General features: G+C 34.4%; 3 protein-coding genes. 2 read left to right on the top strand and 1 reads right to left on the bottom strand.

Going from position 1 to position 4,293, the window contains the following annotated elements:
• Positions 1 to 828: 828 nt before the first annotated feature.
• Positions 829 to 1,464: a DUF6266 family protein gene (locus tag OM075_RS17515; RefSeq protein ID WP_301191834.1), complete on the bottom strand. Its 636-nt coding sequence runs from the start codon at positions 1,462 to 1,464 to the stop codon at positions 829 to 831.
• Between the two features lie 488 nt (positions 1,465 to 1,952).
• On the opposite strand from OM075_RS17515, the gene folE reads away from it, so the two are divergent.
• Positions 1,953 to 2,579, top strand: a complete 627-nt coding sequence (gene folE / locus OM075_RS17510; protein ID WP_301191833.1) for a GTP cyclohydrolase I FolE — start codon at positions 1,953 to 1,955, stop codon at positions 2,577 to 2,579.
• A 316-nt stretch (positions 2,580 to 2,895) separates the two neighbouring features.
• Positions 2,896 to 4,005 (top strand): DNA-processing protein DprA, encoded by a 1,110-nt coding sequence (dprA, locus tag OM075_RS17505; RefSeq protein ID WP_301191832.1) that lies wholly within the window; start codon positions 2,896 to 2,898, stop codon positions 4,003 to 4,005.
• The last annotated feature ends 288 nt before the right edge of the window (positions 4,006 to 4,293 follow it).

The raw sequence follows: 4,293 nt of genomic DNA, 5'->3' as shown, positions 1-4,293 counted from the left end.
ATGAAAACCAGATATCTCGTTGACTATCTATTATTTCAAATTATTCCAATTAGATAGGCATTGATAATTTCAAACTTGTGTGGCGTAAAAGGAAGCGCCAACGGCGTGTTATCAATAGCCCAGTCAGATAAGACTGGGTAAGTATGTGAAATATCAATATAGCACCAAAGGTGTGACGTGTTATTTAATTCTATTTTTTACCATTATATATATGGTATAATCCAAAGGAATGAAACTTCTCTCTATCTCCTTTTCTTTTCTCTTCTATTGCTTATGTTTTTCATAATCTGCAACATGCAAACCATAGCTAATACTATAGTCGTTTTTTTCTTCAATAGAATGTATAGAAAAACATTATCTATCTATTTCAATTAAAGAGATATTGATAATTTCAAATTTGTATTGTCGTAAAAAGGAAGCGCCAACGGCGAGTTATCAATAGCCCGGCCTGATATGGCTGGGTAAATATATGGCATATCAATAAAGCACCAAAGGTGTGACGTGTTTTTCAATTCTATTTTTTACCATTAATATCTGGTATAAACCAAAGGAATGAAATTTCTCTCTATCTCCTTTTCTTTTCCCTTTTATTGCATATATTTTTTATAATTCTGCAACATGCAGGCAATAGCTGTTGATATAATAGGTTTCTTCATTAGCATGTAAATAATCAATTGATCTATCTATTCCAATTAGAGAGGCATTGATAATTCTATATTTGTTATTGTAAAAGAAGCGCCACCGGCGTGTCATCAATAGCCCAGCCTATTAAGGCTGGGTGTATATGTTGTAATACCAATATAGCACCAAAGGTGTGATGTATTTTTTTTATTTGTCGGCAATATGCAGACAATAACTATTGCTGTAGTCTGTCTCTTCTCTGTTTCTGAATATAAGCCATATCGTATAATCTTTTAATTCCTCTCCTGTAATCTCTGTCCAAAGAAAAGTTCCGTTATACCTCCTGGCACCTACGGTAGTATAATCAATAAAGTCACTTTGTTTGTATTTCCACACTATCATTAAGGTGTCATAATCTTCAGCATTAGGTTCTTTAATACCAGTATTCCAGTTAATGCGAATGCCATCTTTATTTGCCACGTACGTAATTTCTGCCGGTAAAGGAATGTTTCCTTTTGAAATTAAACCTTTTTGCAAATCAATATATTGGTCGGGATATTCCCCGGCTATAGCGTGTTTTAAGTTGTACGATTGTGCCGATTGATAAGGACTGCGTGTGGAGCTGTCGTTGGCAAAAGTTTTTTGAATCAACTCTTTTTCTGGTCGTAAAAATTGATGGATTAATGCCATCTTTTGTCTTTGAGCTAATTGGCCAGGAGTTTTCTTATCTTTTGTAGGTGTAGGTAAACTGCGAACAAATTCGCGACCATATCTTGTGTACATTACAACAGTGCCTACTTTACCACTGCCGCCGCCTAAAATACCATTGTTTAATCGTGCCATAATAAGGAAATTTTGGTTAATATAATAGACTAATGCAATAAATATGCCTAATATTCTATTTGTAGTCTAATATTTACTATGTAGGTGAATAGGTTACGTTTTAACTCAACTTGCTATATGTTAGGTACGTACCTGAAACGTACCAGCTGTATACCAGCTGTGGATATTATTTAAATAAACCATTCGTATTCAACACAAATAGTTCACATGTATTTCACTTAACAGTGAGGGATATGTGAGGGAATAGTGAGCCAATAGTGAGGAAGTAGTGAACTATATCCGCAGTGGTTACGACCATGGTACGTTGCTGGTCCGTAGCAGGTGTAATTGATGTGTAAATGATCTGAATACTTCTTTTGGGGTAATAAATACTATTTTGTATTTATAAAAATGAAGTAATTTCAAATAAAATTTTAAAAAGTCAGTGTTTAGCTGACTTTTTTTTATGAATTTTGTCGAGGAGAGAATTTTAACAAATTGACAGTAAAATGGAATTTACTTTAAATGGTGATAATAGCGGATACAGCAAAATAGAAAAGTATGATGATGATAAAACCAATCAGTTATCGGAGCATTTTAGCAAGGTAATAACTTTACTAGGCGAGGATGTGGAACGTGAAGGATTGGAGAAAACACCATTGAGGGTTGCAAAAGCAATGCAGTTCTTAACTCAGGGATATCAGATGGATCCTGAGGAAATTATCAAATCAGCAATGTTTCGTGAAGATTACCAGCAAATGGTTGTTGTTAAGGATATTGAATTATACTCGATGTGTGAGCACCATATGTTGCCATTTTTTGGTAAAGCGCATATCGCTTATATTCCCAAACATCATATTACCGGGTTGAGTAAAATTGCGCGTGTAGTAGAGGCTTTTGCAAGAAGACTACAAGTACAGGAGCGATTAACAACTCAAATAAAAGAAGCCATTCAAAATACTTTAAATCCACTTGGGGTTGCTGTGGTTATTGAGGCTCAGCATATGTGTATGCAAATGAGAGGGGTTCAAAAACAACACTCAGTTACCACAACTTCTGATTTTACAGGAGCATTTTTAAAGAATCAGGCAACAAGAGAAGAATTCTTTAATATCATTTCAAATAAATTACACTAAATAAGCTTGTAAGTATTTGTTTTCAACCATAAATAATTGAAGCATATGCAATTTATGCAGGTGTTGCTAATTTTTTGTGTACAAAAAGCTATTATTTATAAGTGCATACATCAATGTTTTCTTTGTTTAAAAAAGGGAATTTTGTAACTTATATTTACTGGTAAAATGCCGGTTACATGGGTTGTAATTTAATGCTGCATTCCGTTTTGTGGAATCCATGTTTATAAAAAACAAGCAATGTTTGTATTTGAATTTCGGATAAATGGGTAAATATTGATAAAACATATATATTTAACTATAATAAATATGTTTATTTGTGAACCAAACCGATCTTAAATATAAAATTGCGTTAAGTCTGGTCAAAGGACTAGGTCCTGTTTTGATCCGAAATCTGGTGGCTTACCTTGGAAGTGTGGAAGCTGTGTTTCATGAAAAAGAGCGGGTATTGATGAAAATTCCCGGTATTGGACAAAAACAAGCATCCATTATTTCAAACTCAAATACCATTGACAGGGCAGAGCAGGAAATTGAATTTATTGAGAAAAATAGTCTTAAAGCAAGTTTCTTTTTGGATGATGCTTTTCCTGTGCGTTTAAATCAATGTGAAGATGCACCGGTATTGATTTATCATAAGGGTAATCATTCGCTTGATACAAATAAAATGCTGGCTGTTGTAGGTACTAGAAATGTTACCGAAAATGGAAAGGATAATTGCAGGAATTTAATTAAAGAAATAGCCGATTATTATCCCAATACAACCATTGTTAGCGGACTGGCGTATGGTGTAGATATTTGTGCTCACAGAGCTGCGTTGGAGTTTGGATTGGCTACAATTGCTGTTTTAGCTCACGGACTGGATCGTGTGTATCCCAGATTGCATCATGATACGGCAGTAAAACTGTTGAGTAAAGGTGCTTTGGTTACAGAATTTAATAGTGGTACAAACCCCGACAGGCAAAATTTTGTAAAAAGGAACAGGATTATAGCAGGTCTTTCAGATGCTACATTGGTAGTTGAATCTGCAGTAAAGGGGGGATCTTTGATTACAGCACATATAGCACAATCCTATAATCGTGATGTATTGGCTTTTCCGGGAAGAATAGATGATGAATTTGCTAAAGGTTGTAACAAGTTGATAAAAACCAATGTTGCAGCTATGGTAGAAGGCATTGATGATTTGGAGTATGCTTTGGGTTGGGAGCGAAAAGATAAATCGCCAGCAGCAACCCAATTGTCCATGTTTATACAGCCGGATGGGGACTCCGGAATTGTTTATAATTTGTTGCGACAAGAAAAGGAAGCAACATTGAATTTATTGAGTTTAAAAACCGGTATGCCGGTTAATAAAATATCATCGCTAATGCTTCAATTGGAATTTGATGGTTTAGTGAAAAGTTTGCCGGGAAATGTTTACCGGTGTATATAAAATAAGTTTAAGTAGTACTCAGTCTACAGTACATAGTAGACAGTTCGCAGTTCGCAGTATTCTGTATAACTGAAGACTGTTGACTGAAGACTGAGTATTGTTTACTAAAGACTATTTTATTTGATTTAAGATTAGATGGTTGGATAAAAATGATGGAAATACCCATTGTTTTTTCGAACATTATTTTGATTTGGACGTATACAGTCCCAGGTATTATTTTGGCCAAATGTAATTATTTGAAAATGATAATTGTAGTAATACCTAAAGGGGACTTAAACTATATATAGT

Source organism: Plebeiibacterium sediminum (assembly GCF_026013605.1).
In the GTDB taxonomy this organism is placed as follows: Bacteria; Bacteroidota; Bacteroidia; order Bacteroidales; family Marinilabiliaceae; genus Saccharicrinis; species Saccharicrinis sediminus.
Note: the sequence above shows the minus strand (reverse complement) of the source record. Positions and strands in the feature narration are given on the sequence as shown.